19 protein-coding genes are annotated in these 21,987 nt (G+C 39.1%); 7 read left to right on the forward strand and 12 right to left on the reverse strand.

Going from position 1 to position 21,987, the window contains the following annotated elements; translation table 11 throughout:
- Positions 1–130: 130 nt before the first annotated feature.
- Positions 131–1,177 carry a DUF932 domain-containing protein gene (locus ACFN7Z_RS14795; RefSeq protein ID WP_058952334.1) on the reverse strand — a complete coding sequence of 349 codons (1,047 nt, stop codon included), beginning with the start codon at positions 1,175–1,177 and terminating at the stop codon, positions 131–133.
- Positions 1,178–1,243: 66 nt separating this feature from the next.
- Positions 1,244–1,468, reverse strand: a complete 225-nt coding sequence (locus ACFN7Z_RS14800) for a hypothetical protein (RefSeq protein WP_228141104.1) — start codon at positions 1,466–1,468, stop codon at positions 1,244–1,246.
- Positions 1,469–2,175: 707 nt separating this feature from the next.
- Between ACFN7Z_RS14800 and ACFN7Z_RS14805 the strand changes: the two genes are divergently transcribed.
- The 3 genes from ACFN7Z_RS14805 (at position 2,176) to ACFN7Z_RS14815 (ending at position 5,134) form a co-directional block, all read left to right on the forward strand.
- Positions 2,176–2,592 carry a hypothetical protein gene (locus ACFN7Z_RS14805; RefSeq protein ID WP_058952336.1) on the forward strand — a complete coding sequence of 139 codons (417 nt, stop codon included), beginning with the start codon at positions 2,176–2,178 and terminating at the stop codon, positions 2,590–2,592.
- 49 nt (positions 2,593–2,641) lie between these two features.
- Positions 2,642–3,232, forward strand: coding sequence for a hypothetical protein (locus ACFN7Z_RS14810; protein WP_058952337.1), 591 nt, complete (start codon positions 2,642–2,644; stop codon positions 3,230–3,232).
- Positions 3,233–4,099: 867 nt separating this feature from the next.
- Entirely contained in the window at positions 4,100–5,134 is a 1,035-nt protein-coding gene (locus ACFN7Z_RS14815) for a helix-turn-helix transcriptional regulator (RefSeq protein ID WP_131229942.1), read from the forward strand.
- A gap of 4 nt (positions 5,135–5,138) precedes the next feature.
- Here the strand turns inward: ACFN7Z_RS14815 and ACFN7Z_RS14820 are convergent, their stop codons facing one another.
- The 3 genes from ACFN7Z_RS14820 to ACFN7Z_RS14830 all read right to left on the reverse strand — a co-directional run bounded on the left by ACFN7Z_RS14820 (position 5,139) and on the right by ACFN7Z_RS14830 (position 9,485).
- Positions 5,139–6,482 (reverse strand): hypothetical protein, encoded by a 1,344-nt coding sequence (locus ACFN7Z_RS14820; protein WP_058952340.1) that lies wholly within the window; start codon positions 6,480–6,482, stop codon positions 5,139–5,141.
- Positions 6,483–6,751: 269 nt separating this feature from the next.
- Entirely contained in the window at positions 6,752–7,714 is a 963-nt protein-coding gene (locus ACFN7Z_RS14825) for an inovirus-type Gp2 protein (protein ID WP_058952341.1), read from the reverse strand.
- 301 nt (positions 7,715–8,015) lie between these two features.
- Entirely contained in the window at positions 8,016–9,485 is a 1,470-nt protein-coding gene (locus ACFN7Z_RS14830; protein ID WP_058952342.1) for a hypothetical protein, read from the reverse strand.
- Between the two features lie 255 nt (positions 9,486–9,740).
- Here ACFN7Z_RS14830 and ACFN7Z_RS14835 point away from each other — a divergent pair, with 255 nt between their 5' ends.
- The 3 genes from ACFN7Z_RS14835 to ACFN7Z_RS14845 all read left to right on the forward strand — a co-directional run bounded on the left by ACFN7Z_RS14835 (position 9,741) and on the right by ACFN7Z_RS14845 (position 12,288).
- Positions 9,741–10,916 (forward strand): inovirus-type Gp2 protein, encoded by a 1,176-nt coding sequence (locus ACFN7Z_RS14835; RefSeq protein ID WP_131229940.1) that lies wholly within the window; start codon positions 9,741–9,743, stop codon positions 10,914–10,916.
- 47 nt (positions 10,917–10,963) lie between these two features.
- Entirely contained in the window at positions 10,964–11,929 is a 966-nt protein-coding gene (locus tag ACFN7Z_RS14840; RefSeq protein WP_058952344.1) for a hypothetical protein, read from the forward strand.
- Between the two features lie 125 nt (positions 11,930–12,054).
- Positions 12,055–12,288 carry a pyocin activator PrtN family protein gene (locus ACFN7Z_RS14845; RefSeq protein ID WP_171518783.1) on the forward strand — a complete coding sequence of 78 codons (234 nt, stop codon included), beginning with the start codon at positions 12,055–12,057 and terminating at the stop codon, positions 12,286–12,288.
- Here the strand turns inward: ACFN7Z_RS14845 and xerC are convergent.
- Positions 12,272–13,420 (reverse strand): tyrosine recombinase XerC, encoded by a 1,149-nt coding sequence (gene xerC / locus ACFN7Z_RS14850; protein ID WP_058952346.1) that lies wholly within the window; start codon positions 13,418–13,420, stop codon positions 12,272–12,274. The two genes, ACFN7Z_RS14845 and xerC, sit on opposite strands and share 17 nt — an antisense overlap.
- A gap of 133 nt (positions 13,421–13,553) precedes the next feature.
- On the opposite strand from xerC, the gene dusA reads away from it, so the two are divergent.
- On the forward strand, positions 13,554–14,576 hold the full coding sequence (gene dusA, locus ACFN7Z_RS14855; RefSeq protein WP_058952347.1) for a tRNA dihydrouridine(20/20a) synthase DusA: 1,023 nt from the start codon (positions 13,554–13,556) through the stop codon (positions 14,574–14,576).
- Between the two features lie 62 nt (positions 14,577–14,638).
- On the opposite strand, the gene ACFN7Z_RS14860 is transcribed toward dusA, so the two are convergent.
- The 6 genes from ACFN7Z_RS14860 to ACFN7Z_RS14885 form a co-directional block, all read right to left on the reverse strand.
- Positions 14,639–15,148, reverse strand: a complete 510-nt coding sequence (locus ACFN7Z_RS14860; protein WP_010325915.1) for a hypothetical protein — start codon at positions 15,146–15,148, stop codon at positions 14,639–14,641.
- 64 nt (positions 15,149–15,212) lie between these two features.
- Positions 15,213–16,322 carry a DUF695 domain-containing protein gene (locus ACFN7Z_RS14865; RefSeq protein ID WP_010325914.1) on the reverse strand — a complete coding sequence of 370 codons (1,110 nt, stop codon included), beginning with the start codon at positions 16,320–16,322 and terminating at the stop codon, positions 15,213–15,215.
- 99 nt (positions 16,323–16,421) lie between these two features.
- Positions 16,422–17,189 carry a ThiF family adenylyltransferase gene (locus ACFN7Z_RS14870; RefSeq protein ID WP_010325913.1) on the reverse strand — a complete coding sequence of 256 codons (768 nt, stop codon included), beginning with the start codon at positions 17,187–17,189 and terminating at the stop codon, positions 16,422–16,424.
- 114 nt (positions 17,190–17,303) lie between these two features.
- Complete coding sequence (acnA, locus tag ACFN7Z_RS14875; protein ID WP_395442142.1) at positions 17,304–20,057, reverse strand: aconitate hydratase AcnA; 2,754 nt, start codon at positions 20,055–20,057, stop codon at positions 17,304–17,306.
- A 127-nt stretch (positions 20,058–20,184) separates the two neighbouring features.
- Positions 20,185–21,000, reverse strand: coding sequence for a TatD family hydrolase (locus ACFN7Z_RS14880; protein ID WP_029574942.1), 816 nt, complete (start codon positions 20,998–21,000; stop codon positions 20,185–20,187).
- A 12-nt stretch (positions 21,001–21,012) separates the two neighbouring features.
- Positions 21,013–21,963: an RsiV family protein gene (locus ACFN7Z_RS14885; RefSeq protein ID WP_010325910.1), complete on the reverse strand. Its 951-nt coding sequence runs from the start codon at positions 21,961–21,963 to the stop codon at positions 21,013–21,015.
- Positions 21,964–21,987: the final 24 nt, after the last annotated feature.

Here is a 21,987-nt window from a genome sequence, read left to right on the forward strand (position 1 = left end):
CATTGTTAAATTTTGGGCATAAAAAAAGCCACATCTGGTGATGTGGCAAAGAGGTGTTCAAATTGAATAAGACCGACAGGATCATCTTGATCTCATGTCCTGATCTTAAATTCTGAATCTGAATTGAAGCTTAAATAACTAAACGCAGTGCTTGTTCTAATCCTCGTTGTTTGAGACCTGCCCCTGCACCGAACCAAGCAGAATCCAGACGGTGATCCTGACTCATAGCTCGACGTTCGTGATCAGCAAACTCTGTGATTGAACAGAGCAAACCGTATGCGGTGTCTTTGGCTGAGCTGAGTTCCGCCCCACGACCATGCCCGTTAAACATGGTCATGACTTTAGACATGGCACGGCCATTCGGTTCGGTCTTATTGTCAGCTCTATTTGTGTGGTTGGCTTGGCTAGCGACATTACGATAGAACTGAATAATGCCCTCGTCTTGTTCCACATTGCTTAGGCTAGTGTTATTAAACACCGCATCAAAATAAGCGGCTGCTTCAGTCTGGGTGACTTTACGTTGACTGAGCTGTTTCATTTCATACATGTGTTCCTCCCATGTACGCACTGAAATACCGAGTTGCTGTTTAATCTTCTGTGCATCGAACTTGGTACTGTGTGGGACTTTGACTACGCCTGCACTTGAGTTTTGCCCTTTTAAGGCAATCGCCAAGGTGTTGTTACACACCACACGGATACTTGTGAATTGAGCGGTGGTGGCTAAGGTGCCATCACAAGCCGTAGCTAAGAGGATGTAGCCATTACTGACATCTTTGCCTTTTAAAGCTGAGGTCTGTCCTGTTCGTGCTAATGCCCAAAATTTCTTACCGCCTTTCAGTACCCCAGCGGTTTCCAGTTCAAAGCCCGATTGCTCGGTCAGATCACGATAAAACTCTAGAATCTGCTTCGGTTGGACTTCCTGATAACGCTGACTGACTACAGATAATGGGGCATGCGTATCAGAGCGATACAATACTCGCTGTTCTTCATAGGGCATGATGATGCTTTGCCCACGTTGGTTTTGTGCCATGTAACTGACATCGGAAGATTCAATCCGCCAGTCCATGCCCGCTTGCTGTGCCCAAACCTCAATGGGTTGATTTTGGGTGAGTGGGTTGCCTAAGCCATGCCAAGGGGTTTCACCAACATAGGCCATTTGTTCAATTTGATGTGCCATAACATAATCCTGTTTGTAAATAATGAATCATTTGAAATGTAGGAAGAGCTAGAAATAAGATGCGTGCTATTTGTGGAATGGTGGCCGACATGATGCCTGTGTCTGATCGGCAATCACGAGAATCACACCACCCAACATGGCCCCTGCTACTCCCCCAATAAACGGTGAATAGCCCAATGACTTCGCCAACGACATGCCAAGCACAGCCAATGTGGTGGGGGCATTGCTCAGACCTAAGCCCTGTACCATCGGCTTAATCGGTTCACGCTGTGGAAACATGCCATCTTCCATCTGATCAAAATCTCGATACGGCATAAATAAACTCCTGAATATGGGTGCTATCGCTCCGCTGTGCTTTCATCCTGAGATGAAATCAATGTTCAGCTTCTGCTTCATTCAGGTGTTATATATCTGAAATTATTTACAATCTTTTTTTGATTATTTTTAAGTCTGCATCCTTCAACATTTCAGAAATGAAATTGACCCGCTTTCAGCTTGGCATTATCATGAGCGTGCTGGCCTACATTGCCAGTCGGTTTTGACAGACCGCAGATCCAGCACGATATATGAAATTTATTTTGTATGTCGTGGAACCCTCGTGTCCCCCTTTTTTGTTGCGGTAGGACGGGAGGGGGACGCCTTGTGCGTGCTGGTTCCTTGGATCCCAGTCTGTCAACCCCCTTTCGTTCTGCCACCATAATCAATTGACAGTGATTCGGTAGAACTTCTTGTAATTCCAAGGAGTCAATTATGACTGTTTTTATTCTTGCTACGCATGCCCCGCCCTTATCCTTTTGTCATGGCACTTTGCCTGACCACGTCTATCCTCTGACGGAATAACTCGGCACAGCGGCACCTTTGTAGATCATCAGCCAATGTTCATTGGAATTGCACAATACACTTGTCATTGTGATGGATAGGCTCGTCTAAACATTGCGGTCAAGCCATTGCTGCACGCTCTATAAAGTATCCAACAACAATAATTAGGATCTAACTTCATGAATAAACACATCAAGACCTTTCTACAATACGGGGCAATGACAGCCTGTTTATCTGTCTCTAGTCTAAGCCATGCAGATATGAGCCAAGTGATGGCGCTCGTCAATGACCCATCCACGGCACCTGTAGTAAAACGCTGTGAGGGCAATGTAAATTGCAATGCGTTTGTGGCGATCAGCAAACAATGGCAGATCATCCCTAAAGATGACCCGCTACGTTATTTCATCTACAGCGGTGATTTGAATGCGCTCATTGGAGAAGGCAAAGAGTTACATGAACAGAAACTCATAGACCTTGATGACTTTGCCTATCAAGTCTTTGATTATCGTGCCGAGAATTTGAATGACCGATGGTTGTATGTCAAAGGATTAAGCGTTCTGAAATATGTGCAACGTACCCAGTTTGCAGCTCAGTAACCCGACCCTTTGGACTTATCCCATTCTCGATTTAAAAGGACATTCCGCCATGAAAAAACTGCTCATCACGGCTGCAATTTTGACCCTACTCACCGCATGTAATAAAACACCTGAAAATACAAACTCTGCAACAGATACAGCAACCGAATCAGCTCAGCATGAATCTGATGCCCAGCTCAATGACAATACTGCGAAAGATCAAGCCAAAGAACGTGAGGCTGAAGCTGCTGCGATTGCGCATGACCGTTATGATCCAGACAGTATTTATGACGGCGCTGATGATACTGATATTCCACCGCCTCAACTGAAAAGAAAACTACTCCCGAGCGAAGCGCTTGAAGTAACGTTTCGTCCCGTTGATGCCTATCCAAACTTTATCGTCATTACACAAACTATTTATGACTCTACCCGCTTAAGAGTGGTTTCACAAATCGACGATGTGCTGGATAAAGTGGAAACGGACAATCCAAACTGTAAAGTCACTGGCGTTGAGCCCTATACCGTTAAATTTCCTAATCGAACCTACTACGGCGATAACTTCAACCTACTTTTGGATGGCTGTACCTCTACAGAAATCAATGAAGTTTATCTTTACACCACGCGTGGCAAAATAACCTACCGTGCTATTGTTGAAGAGTAACTTTAAAGGAAATTCAGGTTATTTTTTACTGGCTTGCCTTTCAATAAATTCACAGCATCTAATCGCACCAGATCTAAACAGTGGCTGTAACAGCCACTGTAAGGAAGATGAAAAACGACAGTGAGTAGGTTGATGGTTTTAAGTTTAAAACTGTCTGTGGGCAGAGCTATGGATGGATATAATGCGGGTGTAGTCAGCGGGTATAAACATATTACAAGCTCACTTTGGCTTACCTACGCTGATTGCGTCAAGTACATCCGTGAAGTAGAGATCCGCAATACACATCGAATAGGTCAAGTTCAGAAATATTTCCCACCTAAAATCAATTTTTAACCACCCATCATCCATCATCCATCATCCATCATCCATCATCCATCATCCATCATCCATCATCCATCATCCATCATCCATCATCCATCATCCATCATCCATCATCCATCATCCATCATCCATCATCCATCATCCATCATCCATCATCCATCATCCATCATCCATCATCCATCATCCATCATCCATCATCCATCATCCATCATCCATCATCCATCAGAATTATTTAACTGTAATAGACAATCCTATGGAACAACATTGATTAAATAATAGGCGTAAAATGTTAATTTTAGGAAACTTTCAAGTTACACTAATTATCATTCAAACTACGTTAAGAACTAATTGATGACTCGTCAAAAAACTACTAACTAAGTGTAGGCTGGAAAATAAAAGAATTAAAAACAATGCTTTTATCAAATATTGAACTACACAGTATTTTATATTTCCTATGATTTTTTGTTACCCTAATTTATAGTGAGTTCACTACATTTTATTTAGTTGTTTATATACTCAAGTACAAATAGTAACGGATTTTCTTGTATGAAACAAAGGGAGTTTACTGTTCATAAATATGTCGTCCAAAATAATAGAATGGGACTATACATATGGGCATCTCAAAATAACAAAAGCCCTATTTATGAAGCTTCCGCAAAGACATGGGTAGATTTAGAAAGTTTTAATGGAGACCGTATTCCTCTTAAAATTGTTAGTCTGGAATATAAAAATATTGCTGACTTAGCTAATGAACCCAATCTAGGACTAAAAGTAGTTCAACTTTCAAACCTAAAGAAATCCCCATTTTACAAGGTACTCACACTCGCCTTGAATCCCATACTTTTAGTTGATATTGAGATACCTCAAATATTGGTACTTAGATTGGCTAGTCGTTATTTCGGAATTATGACTGAAGCAGCGATAATAAATTGTCAGGAATTCAACGATTCGACTATTATTACTTTTACCCCTACTTTGCCCGATCACATCAGCTATCATCAAATTGAAGGCGCAATGTTCGGATTTGCTCGACTAGTCGGAAATTTAATGCATACATTTCCTAATTTAGTTCAATTTACACACACACCTGAGACAGTTGATCATAAAATATATCAGGATCTATTCCATTGCCTACCCTTATTTAAGCAAGATCAAAATCAGTTGACTTACAACTTTCCTAAAAGTTCGCATGAAGTAAATTACCCCATACTCATCAATCCAGTTATACATGCACTTAAAAAGCAATTTCCAGATATGCCTTTGGCAAAGGTGGTCAATATCATATTACTGGTTACTTTAGGTTTTGTTTCACCAACAAGACAAAATATCGCAGATGCTTTGAGCATCAGTATCAGAACGTTACAGCGTCGTTTAGACGAAGAGGGACATACATTTAATGAACTGTTATTGGAAGTAAGAAAACAACGTGTAGTAGAGTATCTGAGTTATCAGCAAATTACAGTTGAACAGTTAAGTTTATTATTGGGATATAAAGCGAAAAGCCAATTTTTAAAGGCGTTCCGCACATGGTTTGGGGTTACCCCTAAAGAATATAGGGCGAAAATTAATTCCGCCCTATAATGTATTACATTTTCTGAGAAGGGTTACAGCCTAAAGCCTCAAACTCCTGTTTAGTATAATATTCAGCCTTAGGTAAATACTCTCCAAGTACCTGAGCTTCGTCGCCTGGTTTTTGAGTATTTTGAATGGCATTGTAAAAATTACTTGCAGGAAGCATATTGCGAATAATTAATCGCCCATCCGTTTTATGATCTTCACGCCCTTTTACAATAGAAAAACCATCACCCTGATCTGACCATTTCAGATAACCTACACCACATTCTTTTGTCGCATTTTTCGGACGATCTTCTAGTAGGCTAGTCACAATAGTAAATTCCCCTTTGGCATTGGTATCAATTTGCTCATCGAACAGACAAGAGGTGACCTTCTGCGAGTAAAATTCATTCTGACAAATTGACCAATATCTTAGCTGAGAGTTTTTAGTGTTAAAAATTTGTTCAGCATTATAGGTTTTCGGTACGGAAGGGATTTTTCCTCGAATCACTACAATTGGTTTTATATTTCGGTCAACAAATGTCGATATATACTGGTTATCTAAATTGGCATAATAGCCCACGCTACGTACAGGGTCAGTATCACAGACACCATAAAAATCACACTGCACGCTGTGTAACATACTGTAAGATGCTCGCCATACAGGAACTTGTTGAGCGGGGTTGTTCAGTCGGGCTTTGGCATACGTATCTGCAGAAAGAAGTGGAATACTGACGATTTCGCTAGATGCTTTAAGGGCAGAGCAAGCGGCTTCACCTGTGAGCACTTGCCCTTGACGGGTGGTCAGTTCGACTTGAGGAAGTTTGACACCGCCCATTAAGCTTTTCCCTTTATCAGCAACATAAACACGATAAACTAATAAAGCTGAATTCCCAGATTTAGTCGCATCATAAATTGTATTTGCAGTACCTCCCGTCTCTGGAACTTCACCTGCTGTAATATTTAAAGTATAGGCACGTCTTGGGTTATTTCTTGCATTGCCATCAATAAAGGGATTGAGATTGTTTTGATCAGGAATGATTTTACTGTCGCTGATGGTATAAGCAGGGGTGGTATCTTCTCTATAGCTATTAATTGACATATATCTTGCGTAAGGGAAATCCCCTTTTAATCTTAAACTTGCACCTTCAGGTAAGGTATATTTTGCACTCCAATACGTACTTCCTGTATCAGGGAAAGCAAAGTTAGTTTTCGGATTATCAATAACATAAGGACCTTGCCAAAAACAATCATTATTGACCTCCTGCGGCGTTTCTGGAATTGCTACTCCAGTTTGATCCTCACCACCACCACAGGCACTTAGTCCAATAGCAACTAAGCACATACTCGCTACTAAGTTCAAAGTTTTATACATATGTCCTCCTGACATTATTTTTATTTGCATCTGTCATACTAGGTGAAATACAAATAAGATAAGGTCGTAATTCGGGACAGAATAATTGGTCATCTATCTGTGCTGTTAAAAATACTAAGATAATTAAATGTTGTTGATGAAGATGGGAGCTTAATCTCCCATCTTATATATTCCTATCTCACATAATTTAGTAAGAACTAAAACTTATCCAACTAACTCTTTCTACATAAGATGTGTACTGCTGTAATACATTACACATCCATTTCACGTTAAGGGTATACCTCACACAGTTTGAAGCCGTCACACTCCTTTAAAGTATTTGCAATACAACCACGACGTTTATCAATCTCGTACTGAGCTTTACCAAAGCTACGCATCCTCTGTGTTTTGACTCGAAGATACTGGTTGTCTTTTTCTGGATTGACTAAGTACATGGCAGCTTTGATCGCTTTCTGTACTTGTTGTGGGTTGTTACGATAGATCATGCCTATGCCTAGCTTACCCTTTTGATCCATCTGTTTTTTGTATTCAGGTGAATTAGACGTAAAGAAGTTAGCTTTACCAGCTGTAATCGTTTTCCAGCACTCTCCTATCAATAATGCAAGACCATAATCATTTTGATGTTTATGCCCGTCGTAAATGAGTAATACGTGGCAGTGATAGCCCTTTGTCTCCCCTTGCTCAATTGCCCATGCATAGCCCTGCATATCTTTAAAATAGATATCTTGATTCTGTACACGATTAAAAAAGGTGCGTGGGTAATGATTAAACTGCTCTATACCAACTTCATGCTGATACTCTTTTGCAATGCTTAAATCCACGCGTATAAACAGCAATTTAGAGTAGTGTTTAGTCAGCTGAGTTAGGTATTTTTCTAAAACATTATGATTTCTTTTCTCTTGATTCCTAAACCCTAATAACTCTAAACAAACAGCATTATAAGAAGCCAAAACATTATTCCACAAATAACGTAATTCAAAACTATTTAAATTATCAATGCTCTTATTTCCAATCAATATTTTATCTAAGAAACATACCATTCGATAAAAGGCACAGATAGTCACACTGTACTTTAAATAGGGCTTATAAATTTCTTTGAACTTAGGGACTAGATCATTCAATGAATTCTTAAACAGAGTTTCATTGAGTTCAGTTCTATAGATTGACTGTATAAATTGATCTACAGAAATAAGGACTTGTGACTCACTTAAGCTTAATGGTATTAAGCACATATAAATATCCTAGTGATAGTTTAACTCATATCACTAGGCATTAAGTTATCTTTTACCTAAGAACTCATAGTATGTAATAAACCTAAGTGTTTAATATAATAAATATATTTATACTAGTAATAAATTATATATATTCATTATATTAAAAACCCACTAAGAGCAACGAAGTAAAGTGCTCTTACTTAAGAAAATCAAATATTGTAAATCTTCGTGTATTACATGAAATCTAAGCTAACAATACAAGCTAAAGTTACGTAAGTAGATCACCTACCAAAAACAACTGTAAGTATGTCACCGCACCTTAGAGTGCTATGGCCTCATCTACTTCAGGTAGTAGCTCTCGTAGTCTTGCTGGTATTGTTTGTTTCAAACTCTTATACACGAAGTCATAGTGATACCTAGGCTTGTTATTACCTTTTCCTTGTTCTTCCTTTAAAATACATGTAATACCTGAAATTTGACGCTTACCTCTATTTGGAGGTGAAACTATTAAATCAATTTTATCTGAATAGTTCATTAGCTTTTCCAAATCAACCATGAACTCAGAATAATCATATTTCTTTTTATTTTCTTTTATTTTTTCGAATGATGAGTTTAAATCTTCAAAAACTTTATCGGTTAAAGTATTATTATTCTTTTTTATAAAAATAATGGACTGATGAATATCCATTTTTTCATAAAAATTTAAATCATAGGCTTTTGAAAATGACCTATCAAAATAACATAAAGCAATAATAGAACTCAGCGTCGTCATGTATTGGCTTATTGACTCATTAATATTTTTACCCATTTTTTTATTAGTAATTTTATCTAAAGCCTCAATCATTTCGTAAGCTACACTAGAAAGAAATTCTATTTTATCAATATCATTTTTTTCAAAACTAGATGTGCCTCCAGATATTTTATCAATTTTACGCATTTGAAATTTTATTAAATAATCTCTTAATAAAAAAGGTATTTCTTGAGGCTCTTCATCTAAATGGATCATAAGACCAAGATAGTCCGAGGTCCTCCCTGTTTCGTAGAAAGCATTATATTCAAGATAGCTCTTTTGATATCGTTGCAAGGGGGTATTATAACCAAATAAAGGTTTTAAAATTTCTTTACACTCATCAAAGGTTGGCAATCTTGTTTCAGGTACTTTTTTACTTTCATTCTTTATATTTTTAAATTTTTCATAACTAATAAAAATAGGCAAAAAATCTAACAATAATTCTTCCATTGACCAATCTGACAACACGTTAGGCAAATATAGTTTGTTCTCATGTAAATAAGACAAAACAGTTTCTTTAAATACACCCGTAATATTTAAAGGATAGATATCATGTACTTCACGCCAAAAATCAATCGATATTTTTCTGAATAACTTATCGATATCAAAACGATTCATTATCGCTTGAGTTATCAAAAATTCGTCATAAATTAAAACCTTATCTGTTTGTATAAAACCAATTGCCTGACTTATAAATTGTCTTTCATAAAGTATTTTCAAAACATCTCTTTCTATTCTCTCATCCTGACTTTGACAAGCCACTTCAGGCTCTAATGATGCCTCTTCCCTATCACCCCATTTTTCATAATAACACTGCACTCGAAGTTTAAGTTCTATTTTCAGCAACTCAACAATATGTGCTTTTTTAAACAATAAATATTGATAAAAAGTAGGAAATTTTATTCTAAATTTTCTTATTTCAATACTTTGAGTTATCAGGCTCTGCACCAAAGGATGTGCGACCCTAAAAATAGTGTGATCAAAAACTTTATCTGCCATATGTAAAATTAACCTTAGAAAAAACAATGAGTAAAACAGAAATTCTAGAAATTGGTACTTTGCTATTTTAAAGTCTCAGAATATGCCTCAACACATCAAATGTGAATTATTGGTAGGAAAAAAGATATTTTTTTCGTCAATTAAGTAGGTTTTTAGTACTTCAAGATGATAGCAACTTCTTGATGCTATGAGACACACCGATTCCAGTAACTCCTTGATCGACCCATATTTTTTAACTTTAACAATGAGGTATATATGACTGCTATTTCACTCAAACCATTGCAACATAAAAAGAAGCCTCTCATCAATCTTGCGTTGCCAGTTAATGTGCAATCTTTAAATACTTTTTTAAAAGCATTTGAAACAGATGCAGGGAATATATCATTAATTGATAAAAATCAGCATACAGCAAAACTCTCAGATACATGCCTTGTCTACGATGCAAATAAAAGATGCACTTATTTCAGGCCACAACAGTCAATTTTAACATTACCTTTTTTATGTATTGCTCTCTTTACACGTATCGAAAATATGACCTTAGCTTGTGCTTTTTTTGAAGAGATACCTATGTATGCGATCAATAACAAACCTAGATGGGTTGTGAACGATCGCACAGCACTTGGATTGCTAAAGCAGATTATAAATGATTTCGAATATGTAGATTCGACTCAATATTCATGCATACATATGAACTATGTAAAGGCTATTTTGCTGAAACTCAGACCCATTTTTTGGGATTTAAGCATTCACTGGAGAACGCCTGAAGTTCTTATCACTGTTAATAATGGTGAGAAACACAGCTTAGTTCAGGTGCTCAATTCTGCTTTTAATGAGTTAAATGAAGTTAGACAAAGTCGTAAGTTTAAGGAAGAGATCAGAAGCCATGTTCGACTTTCTGAAGGAAGCTTTAAAACTATAAAAAAGTATGTAACAGCTTCGAAAAATGCAAATGAAAGCCTGAATGTAGTCTGTGTCGATTTAATCGTTGATGCAGAAATCGGGCTCGGTGTAGCGAACATGGTTTTTGCTCAGTTTAAGCAGGCTATACGTAGGAGAAAAGCTCTCGATCTGAAAGGATTTATTTGGAAGTTGGAACTCAGCTTTGACGATAAATTTTACTATCACTGCATTTTCTTTTTAAAGGCTGAGGAGTCGGTGGATACCAGTGAATTAGCTAAAAATATTTTACAGATATGGAATGAAAAAATTGGAAGTTATAGCAGCAATTTTAACATCCCCGCATCAGGTCAATTATCACATTTCAAGGACCTTGCAGTTGGGTCTGTAGATCCTAGTGATGAAGGTACTTATGAGCAATTGTTCAACTTCATCCGTTATCTCTGTAAGAAAGACCAGTTTATCGTACATAAAAGCTTATCAGGCAAATCAACTTTCGGTAAAGGACGTTCACCCTCAATACGCAAGCATTGAAGGCGTCCTATAAGTTCTTAGATTTTTTATATTATGAGGTAGTACTTGTGAACCAAATGATTTTACCTACTATTAATAGTTTTGATTTTAGTAATCCTAGCGTCTTAAACATTCAGCCCATAGACACTTACTCAGCTCAACATCAATTATTTATTGAAAATATTAAAGATGCAAAATCGATCGAAAAAGGGAACTTAAAATTATTGACAACTACACACAAAAATCAGACTAACCTAAAAGTTTTACAGCTTATTAATCGTTTAATAATGCTCCCACAATATAATTTTTTGTTGAACTCGACATATGAGTTGAATCCATATTTACAAGCAAGTATTGAAGAAAGTCTTAACTCGACTCATCAGGCTTTTTGGGGTAACCATATAGCCTATCCCCCCTTGGAATACATCAATGATACATTGGATCGCCTAGGTAAAAATATTGTCAAAAGCAAAAGTGCTTTAAAGTTAAATACTCAGCAAGCTGAGCTTCAAGCTCAAAATGCTGAGCAAAAAAGAAAATGTGATATCAGCATAAAAAAACATAAACAAATGAATTGTATATTCATTGAATTCCCTTGTATGACTAATCAAATAATACAGGTCACTCATAGCATTGAAGAAAAGGAAGCCTTCCTTGTGACCGTTACAAAGTCATTTTTGAAAAAATGCCATAGCAGTGACGTTTTTAAAAATAAACTATGCGATATGCAATGGCGTTTCGTTAAAAGTTTAAATGGTGTGCCAACTGCTCAAATTTTAATGTATGTCATTGGTGATGAAACAAACTACTCGTCACTATTGCATCAATACTGGATTGATACATGTATTGAAAAGGGATTGAATATCTTTTCTCAGAACCATTCAATTAAGCATATTCATAGCTATCAAGGTAATGGTATAGCAAACAAACAATGGAAAAATTTGCTCGATTTCTACCAAACTCCATTAGAATTTTATCGTTATAAAGCCAATGGCTTAAGTTATATCTGGAAGACCTATACAGGTAATGTGTGAGGTGCATCTATCAAGTATTTATAGATTAGCTATGCATAAATCGTAGCCAATCTAAATAAACAGCTAGTTTATAGAAGGAATAATGTGTGGGATCAATCAAAATTGATACGTCAGATTACCTATTTATGAGATACCGTTCTATGGCGGTCGAGCTTATGACTATTGTTGCTGACTATTACCCTCATTTAAGTAAGGCTGAAGCGCTAAGAAAGGCGAACAATCAGGATTTTCCTTTCTCAGTATTTAAAATAGATCAAAGTAAACGCGCACCTTTTCTAGTGCACGTTAAAGACTTAGCTGATGTTTTAGACCAAAAGTATTCAGAAGCTTCCAAAGATTTTGCTACGTTTCATCGATGAGGCGTAGCACCTCTTCTAACTGCATAGTATTTCTTCTTGCCTTCACCGACACATAACGCTGTAAACTACTCCAAGAGTCATGCAAGCTTACCTTCTGAATCTCAGGAATAGTAAAACTCTGTTCTGCTAAACGTGTACAGCCTTCATGTCTCAAATCATGAAAGCGTAAATCATCAATACCTAACATTCGGCACGCTTCTCTAAACTCTTTGCCTAAACTTTTAGGATTTAACGGCAGTAGCAAATTTTCATCATGCCCAAGCTTCAACATCCGTTCACGAACTTCTGACTGCTTTAATCTTTTCATCATTTCCTTACAAGGATCAAGAACATCAAATGATTTATGATTACCTTTGGAGCCATTTGGATTCTTTATATCATGCACTTTCCATGTTGAGTGATGTAAATCATAATCCCGAAGAGATAATCGTGTTAATTCAGCTTCACGTCTGCATGAAAAAATAGCAAACCACATAATCAAATGCATAGGATACTTAGAACCATAACGGTTTAGCTTCCATCGCTCTGTAAAATACTTCGTCAATGCAATCAGTTCATCCGTTGAAGGAAGTCGGTCTCTTTTTTGACTAGAGGATATTTGACGTGTTTTTCTTAACTGAGCCGTAGCCTTATCAAAACCATTTAAATCAATATCCATTTCCCACATAACAGCAGCATGAGAAAGCACACCACGAATATGTAAAAGCTCATGTTGCTGCGTACTAGTCGCAATAGGTTCAAGTTCCAGATGAGGCACTCCTCCCTTCCTTAAAGCAACGTGCTCGGCCAAATGTACTGATTTTATTTTTGTGATAATATTGCGCGCAATTGGTAGCTTCTTAATTAAGAGCAGAGAATAGCGTTTCGTCCTTCCGTACTCGCTCCCGACTTCATCCAAATATTTATCTATGGCATCTGATAAGGTCAGATCAATCAGCTTTTCTTTGCCAAGCAAAATATCAGGATTTTCTTGAATTTCGACTTCTCGTTTCTTAACCCAGTTTTCAGCTAACTTCTTTGAGTGAAATGTTTTACTTTCAGAGAAAGTAGGAAAGCCCTTTCGATTGATTCGAATCGCAGCACGATAGTTAACTTTACCATCTGCACCTTTCCTTGCTGTAATTGACCCCATAATTTACACCACAACCTGTTTTTTTGATTATGGTGTAAAATTTGGTGTAAATGCAAACCGATTAACCCACCTAAACACAGGTTAAAACAGATTCGCGCAGGTTGCGAAAAATAGATTAAAGGTATGATTTTTAATGACTATTAACAAAAACATTGAAAACACTCAATCTCCGCGAATCAGCGTTGCCCCGATGATGGATTGGACGACCAAAGATTATCGTTTCTTTGCCCGCTTATTTAACCCGAATGTCATCCTTTATACCGAAATGGTGACCACTGGCGCGATTCTGTTTGGCGGTGCAAATCGTCATCTCGACTATAACAATGAAGAACACCCGATTGTGCTACAACTCGGTGGCTCAAATCCTAAAGACTTAGCCACTTGCACCAAAATGGCACAAGACTGGGGTTATGATGAAGTCAATTTAAATGTCGGCTGTCCAAGCGACCGTGTACAAAATAATAAAATCGGGGCCTGTCTCATGGCAGAACCTGACCTTGTCGCTGAATGTATTGCTGAAATGCAAAATGCCGTGGAGATTCCAGTCACGGTAAAGCACCGTATCGGGATTGATGACATGCATTCTTATGAAGAAATGCTACATTTTGTCGATACAGTCGCGAAAACGGGCTGCGATAATTTTATCGTACACGCACGTATTGCCTTGCTTCAGGGGCTTTCTCCGAAAGAAAACCGTGACATTCCCCCACTACGTTATGAAGATGTCTATCGTTTAAAGCAAGAACGTCCAAATCTATTGATTGAAATTAATGGCGGGATCAAAACCTTTGCTGAAACACAAGAACATCTCAAACATGTTGATGGTGTGATGATTGGTCGTGAGGCCTATCATAATCCCTATCTTTTGGCTGAGATTGGTCAATTATGGAATTTGGATCTACCTGATCGTTTTGAAATTATCGACCAAATGCTGCCTTATATTGCAAAGCGTATGCAAGAAGGTGCGCCTTTGTCGATTATCACGCGCCATATTCTTGGGCTATTCCAAAACCTTCCGGGCGCTCGCAAGTGGCGTCAGGCTTTAAGTGGTGGTAATGCCAAGACTTTTGCCGATGTTGAAAATGCAATTCTTAACATTAAAGACGCAATGCAACGCACCGAAGATTATTTAAAAGAACACACTCTAGCCCAGTAATTTAGAACGTTGATCTAACATAAAAAAGCGAAGCATCTGCTTCGCTTTTTTATATTTCACCGTTATAGCCGAGTACAAGGTTTTACTAAAGAACGCTTTTGGATATCGGTCAAACATTTTATTGTTTCAGTTTTAAAATCATAATGATAAGAAATATACTTTGCTGCAATATACTCACTAACAAAGGGCTCTTTTCTAAAATAAGCCGTGGTTATACAACCATGTAAATCAGGTGTGGCATTTACTTTGAGCTGTTCAACAAATTGACTTTGCTGACGTATTTGATCCTGTAATTTTAAAATACAATTCATATTTTGAAATTCTACGGATTGAGCAATCTGTTGTATATTTTTAAAATGACAAGCCTTCGTGACATCATCATGATGCTGATGCATTGACCAAACCAATAATGACTGTATATCACTCATCATTTCTTTGGCTTCATTGACCTGATTTAAAACATAAAAATGACGAACGGTTGAGTAAATAGCATATACAACACCACAACTCAAAATGATCCCTAAAGCCACTATTTTAACATCAAGTTTGGAATGCCCTGAAAGATGAGTCATGGAGCTGCTTTATCCCTTTATATTTTAAAAGTGCTTCAGGCGAACTCTTCTTTTATATAAGAGCTTAACCGGTAAATTTACTCAGAGCACGCCAGTATTTGTCTTTAAACAGACTGACCTCTATTTCAAAGTTGTCTTTATATTTTTCAATTACTTGATCAATGACTTTGGATGGCTTTCGAAACTCTTTACACGCAAAATATATGGTTCTTAAGTGATTACCCGTTTCACGACCAATATTTAAATAGCCATCCACATCCTTAAGCTCTTGTAATAATTCGTCTTCTATCAAATTCAGTAGCTCATAATCTGTAGATGCAGGCATGCCATTTGAATGCTGACCATCATAAGAGATTTCAATCAACATCATCCACGGATGCGAAGCTTTTTGATCCCATGTTAAAAGTGTACGATTTAAAGTCGCCAGCAACGGTAGACTCTCATTGGTTTCTCCCTCCAAACTGACAAATTCATCGGCATCCGTATTTGAACGGGTAATTTTGTCTAATCTTGAAATTTCACTACTTTTTAAAATTAAAATGTTTTTGAGCAAGTTAATCGGTAGCAATTCTTTTTCGGCATCTTGCTTAGACTGGACATAAACATTGTCCAATTTGGTGACCGCATCATACTCGCCCAAATAGTTATCGAGAAAAATATACACAGCCTGTAAAAACGCATCGTTTTCAGCTGCATTATATTCATCATGTACCACGACCAGATCAATCTCATCGGGATACTCGGCTTGCTGGTTAAAATAAAAAGACAAAGTCTGCTGACTAAACTCATAGCCATGCATATTAATCCCGACTTGATGAATATCGCTTTCAGGTTTAAGCGCAGTGAACTTCCACCCTGCAATCTCTGGTGCAGCTGCAATCAGCTCTTCCACAAAAACAATATTTGGAATGATGCCATCAGGGGTAAGAATTAATTCAGCTGTTTGTGGGGTTAACATGCCCGTCAGAAAAAAGATGCCGCTATGGACTTTTTCCAGTTCAGGCGTCAATCGATCAAAGAAATCTCGCTCGATTTCAGTTTTACTGCCTTGATTCACAATGTGGTGAAAATGCTGTTGATGCTGCTGAAACCATTGCCAAAATGCAGTATATGCATTTTCATTCGCAGGCGTTTTTTGTTTTTGAGAACCCCATAATTTTTTTAAAAAGCTCATTTTTCTTTTCTCTTTTTTCTATTGATTTCAATATTTTTTGTGGTCTATGGACTGTATCAATATATCGATGTATACAGTCCAATTAAACCTAAAACAGTCTTATTGTTTCGCTTTCATTCCATCTAATTTTTTCAGCACTTCCGCCACTGCCACCATCGCAAAGCTTGAAGTCACCACCACCGCAGAACCATAGCCACCACAGCGTAGGCCTGCACTTGGACACACATCTGCACTGGAAAATGGATTATCAATCGAATACACACAGCTAATCCCGAACTTTTCTTTTGGTTTTTTACAAATCCCCATGCCACGCAACTGGGTTCGAAGCTTTGCCAACATTGGATCTTGTTCAGTTTTAGACAAATCAGCCACTCGGATTTTCAATGGGTCGAGCTTACCCCCAGCTCCCCCTGAAACAATCAATGGAATCTTATTAAAACGACAGTGCAACATCAGTGCTAATTTAGCTTTGACGTCATCAATACAATCTAAAATTAAATCTGGTCGATGTTCTAAAATTTCTTTGACATTTTCTGGGGTCAAATAGTCATCGATCAAATTGATTTTGATCCGTGGATTGATGGATCGACAACGCTCGGCCATCACTTCAATTTTTTCATGTCCCAAGGTTGAGCTCATGGCTGGCAGTTGGCGGTTAATATTCGAAGCCGCAATTGAGTCCATATCAACCAGTGTTAATTCTCCAACGCCTGTACGCGCTAAAGCCTCGACTGCCCACGAACCTACACCACCAATTCCGATCACCATCACATGACTTTTTTCATAATATGAAAAGGCCTCGTCTCCATAAATTTTGGCTACACCAGCAAAACGGCGGTCATATTCATCATGTTGCAGATCAGTCATGCGTACATCTATATCGGTAAAATCGTGTTCATTTTACCTGAATACGACTTTGGATTGAATGTATCGCTACAAACAATAAAGCCCTGCTGATGACAGGGCTTTATTTCATTGAGATTAGGCTGCAATTAAATTACGCAGTACATAATGCAAAATGCCGCCAGCTTTAAAATATTCCACCTCATTCAAGGTATCAATACGGCACAACACTGTAAATTGGTTTTGGCTGCCATCTTCTCGAAGCACCTGAACATCCAAGGTTTGATGAGGCTGGATATCATCTGATAATCCATGAATCGAAAGCACTTCACGACCTGTCAAATTTAAGGATTGGCGTGTTTGTCCATCGACAAATTGCAATGGCAATACACCCATACCAACCAGATTCGAACGGTGAATTCGTTCAAAACTTTCGGCAATCACCGCTTTAACCCCCAATAAGTTCGTGCCTTTGGCAGCCCAGTCACGTGATGAACCTGTGCCATACTCTTTCCCAGCAATAATGATTAATGGCGTATGCTGCTGCTGATAAAACATAGAGGCATCATAAATCGGCAAGGTTTCTCCTGTTGGAATATAGATCGTGTTCCCACCTTCTTCACCGCCCAACATTTCATTCTTAATGCGGATATTGGCAAAAGTGCCTCGCATCATCACCTCATGGTTCCCACGTCGAGACCCGTAAGAGTTAAAGTCTTTGGGTTCAACCCCTTGTTCTTGCAAATAGCATCCTGCGGGGCTGTCTTTCTTGATATTACCCGCTGGGGAAATATGATCGGTGGTGACCGAGTCTCCAAGCACAGCCAAAATACGTGCCTGTTCAATGTTGGTAATCGGTTTCGGTGGCTGACCAATCTCTTCAAAAAATGGCGGATGGCGAATATAGGTTGAATTCTCTTGCCAAGCATAGGTCTGACTTTGAGGAATCTGAATCGCCTGCCATGCTGCATCACCATCAAATACTGCGGCATATTCTTTATGGAACATCGCGGTATTCACGCTCTGTAGCGCATGATCAATTTCAGCCTGACTCGGCCAAATATCTTTCAAGTAAACCGCTTGCCCATCTTTGCCGAGACCAATCGGTTGTGTAGTCAAATCTGTACGGATATTGCCCGTCAAACCATAAGCCACCACCAAAGGTGGCGAAGCCAACCAGTTGGTTTTCACCAGAGGATGTACACGCCCTTCAAAGTTACGGTTGCCTGAAAGCACTGAAGCAACATTGAGATCATGGCACTGTATGGCTTCTTCAATCGGTTCAGGCAGCGGTCCAGAGTTCCCAATACACGTAGTACAGCCATAACCGACCAAGTTATAACCCAACTCATCCAAATACGGTGTTAAACCAGCCGCAGCCAAATAATCGGTCACTACTTTAGAACCAGGCGCAAGCGAACTTTTCACCCACGGTTTACGCTGTAGACCTTTTTCAATGGCTTTTTTAGCGAGGAGTCCCGCGGCTAACATCACGCTGGGATTGGAAGTATTGGTACATGAGGTAATGGCTGAAATAACCACATCACCATGGTTCAATGGGTAAGATTTTCCATCAATAGTGCAAGATGGCTCCTCATGCGGTAGATTGGCTTTTTTAGCTTCAACAGCTGTGCCACCGCCTTCATTTTCTAAACGCTCTTTGGCTTCTTTGGCTGGCTTGAGATTTAGTTCCATCAAGTCATGAAAAGTTTTAGGTACATCTGCTAGCAAGACGCGATCTTGCGGACGTTTAGGGCCTGCCAAACTGGCCTGCACGGTGCTCATGTCCAAGCTCAAAGTATCGGTAAAAACGGGTTCATCACCTGCATTTCGCCATAAGCCCTGCGCTTTACTATACGCTTCAACCAAATCAATCCGTTGTTGCTCACGACCCGTCAACGCTAAATAGGCCAAGGTCACGTCATCAATCGGGAAAAAACCACAGGTCGCACCATATTCAGGGGCCATATTGGCAATAGTCGCGCGGTCAGCCAAAGGCAAGTCGGCCAAACCATCGCCATAGAATTCGACAAATTTACCAACCACGCCTTTTTGGCGTAGCATTTGTGTGATGGTTAAAACCAAATCCGTTGCGGTAATGCCTTCATTCAATTTCCCTGTGAGTTTGAAACCGATCACTTCAGGAATCAACATAGATACAGGCTGCCCGAGCATCGCCGCTTCAGCTTCGATCCCGCCGACACCCCAGCCCAGTACACCTAAGCCATTGATCATGGTGGTATGTGAATCTGTTCCCACCAAGGTATCAGGGAACGCAAAAGTTTGTCCCTCATCCTCCCCCAGCCATACCGCTTGAGCCAGATACTCTAAATTGACTTGGTGGCAAATTCCTGTACCGGGCGGGACAACGCTAAAGTTATTAAAAGCTGATTGTCCCCAGCGTAGGAATTGATAGCGCTCACCATTGCGTTGCATTTCAATTTCGACATTTTCAGCAAAGGCATCTTTATCCGCAAAATGATCGACCATCACGGAATGGTCGATCACCAAATCGACAGGGGACAAGGGATTAATCAAATTCGGATCACCACCCGCTTGTGCCATTGCGGCACGCATGGCAGCCAAGTCAACCACGGCGGGAACCCCTGTGAAATCCTGCATCAGTACGCGTGCTGGCCGAAATTGAATTTCTTGATCAGAGCTTCTGGTTTTTTGCCAATCGACTAGGGCTTGAATATGCTCTACTTTTACACTTTTTTGATCTTCATAACGGAGTAAATTTTCGAGTAAGACCTTTAAAGACTTGGGTAATTGATCAATATTACCCAATGTTTGGGCGGCTTGAGGGAGGTTAAAAATTTGATAGGATTTTTCACCCACCGTGAGTGTTTGTAATGCATTGAAACTATTGATTTTGCTATATCTGGCCATTCGGTTGCCCTCCCAGTATTGGCGAATTTATTTATTATGATGTTCTTTCTTTAATGTAAGCCTGTTTAAAAAAGAATGTGTTCCCTTTTGGTTATCTTATTTTTATCGAGATTATTGTCTTATTCTTCTAAAATTTTAAATGCAACGCAGCCAATGAGTTCTGCCAGAGTTGAGTTGCTAGTGATCGCTCAGACTGATCCAGTGTCTGTGCGAGACTCTCCAAAACACAAGGTAAATTCACCGGCGTATTGCGGGTGCGATGCTCAGTCGATGTTTGACAACACAACGGCGTCATATCTGGACAGTCCGTTTCAATCACCAAATGTTCACTACCAAGTGCTTGCACCACTTGATGCAATTTTTTGGCATTTGGATTGGTGATTTGCCCTGTCACCCCAATTTTAAAACCGAGTTTGACCAAGGCCTTGGCTTCCTCCACCCCACCACTAAAGGCATGAGCGATACCACCGAATTTAAATTTTTGGGCTTTTAAAATGGCAATGCTTTCTGCATGTGCTTTGCGAATATGCAATAACACAGGTTTTTGATATTGCTTAGCAAGTTCCAGTTGTTCAGAAAAATAAGATTGCTGCTTGGCGAAAAGTGCAGGCTGTTTATGCTCTTTTAAAAAGGTGTCTAAACCAATTTCACCCACAGCTACGCAGTCCTGCTGCTGCAGGACCTGCTCTAAACGTTGTAAGTGTTCGGTCTGATGCTGTTCGATATAAAACGGATGTAAACCAGGGGCAAGATAAGAGCACGGAACATTCTTCCAGCTTTTTAATTGCTGATGGGTCTGAATCAGCGTATCAAATCGTGATTCAAGAAAACCAATAAGGACCAGTGCCTCTACCCCAACATGTTTTGCTTGCTCAGCCAAATGCTGCCGATCAGTATCAAAATCGGCAACATCAAAATGAGTATGGGTATCGAACAGAGGCAAGCTCATGCTTGATTAGCTCTTGGCTTCAGAAGCAGCCTGTACGCTCTGTTTGGCTTTGGGTAAATACTCAGGCTTTAAAATTTTCTGGAGTTGATCATAGCCAATAGTTAAACGCGGTAAACCCACCACATAAGGGCCAATTTCATACTCGCCATATTGCAAAATCAGACCTTCAGTACCCAAGTAATAATTGTTACTCAAGCTAAACTTCCACGCTTGCTCATATTCATCGACATTGGTCGCTAACTTAGAGTCCACAACCCAAGTACGAAAGGCTTCATGCGCTACTCTATTTAACGCCGCCTTCTGATTCGGCAACAATAGATCATCCAAACTCACCAGCTTTTGCTGCTTCAAGTCAAAATTATAATAATGCTGTGACGATGAACCATGTGCACCGCCTAAGTAGCTGCTGGTGTTCAACACCACCGTGGCCAAAGGATCTTTGGCATTTAGAATTTTCGGTTTAATCATCAAACTAATTTGATGGTTCGAACTTAAAGCTTTCAACTCTTGATCTAAACCCAGAAAAGCGGCCAAATAAGGTTGAACTTGTTTCTCTAGTTTCAGTTTAGGCGTGAGGACTTGGCCTACTACCGCAGGCTCAGAACTTGCCGCCACCGCACTTGATGCCGTGCTATCAGAACTGCTATGCATCGGCGAAATATCAATAATCTGCGAGAGATCTTTGACAATTTGTTGATCAATAAAATCATCAATAAATGCTTGATTACTTTGCAAACGATCAATGTTTAATTCTGGGCAAGCATTGCCATCACATTCAGGTAATTCGAATTGTAATTTTTCGGTGTCACCGACCAGCTTTAAGGCTGTTTCTATCTCTGAAGCCGCTGTGGTTTGCGTTGCAGGAGTTTGAGGCTCTTTATCTTTTGGTTGGCAGGCTGTCAAACTGATTGCAGCTGCAAGTACGCTGATTGTAAATATTGTTTTGCTTTTTAACATAAATAACCTATTACCTTGTGAAGC

Source organism: Acinetobacter sp. P1332 (assembly GCF_044057475.1).
Taxonomy (GTDB): Bacteria; Pseudomonadota; Gammaproteobacteria; order Pseudomonadales; family Moraxellaceae; genus Acinetobacter; species Acinetobacter johnsonii.